Annotated in this window: 1 protein-coding gene; it reads left to right on the top strand. The window is 62.3% G+C overall.

Annotated features, from left to right (window positions below; genetic code table 11):
• A partial coding sequence (locus tag E4K09_RS22400) for a hypothetical protein (protein WP_134499914.1) occupies nucleotides 1–223 on the top strand: 223 nt, incomplete at both ends.

The following is a 223-nucleotide window of genomic DNA, read 5'->3' as shown; positions in this document are numbered from 1 at the left end:
GCCGTGTCCGTTCGGAATTGTCGGAGCGGTTCGGCGGCATTACCAGCTTCACGCGCGCGCCCGCCGAAGGCGTCTGGAAGGAGGGCGGCCATACCGCCCATGACGATATCGGGGTCTTCGAGGTGATGGTCCGCGAGACTGATCATGCCTGGTGGGAAAACTATCGTGCCGAGCTGGAACGCCGCTTTCGGCAGGAAACCATCGTGATTCGCGCCATCAAGGT

This window comes from Microvirga pakistanensis (assembly GCF_004458765.1).
Classification (GTDB): Bacteria; Pseudomonadota; Alphaproteobacteria; order Rhizobiales; family Beijerinckiaceae; genus Microvirga; species Microvirga pakistanensis.
Note: the sequence above shows the minus strand (reverse complement) of the source record. Positions and strands in the feature narration are given on the sequence as shown.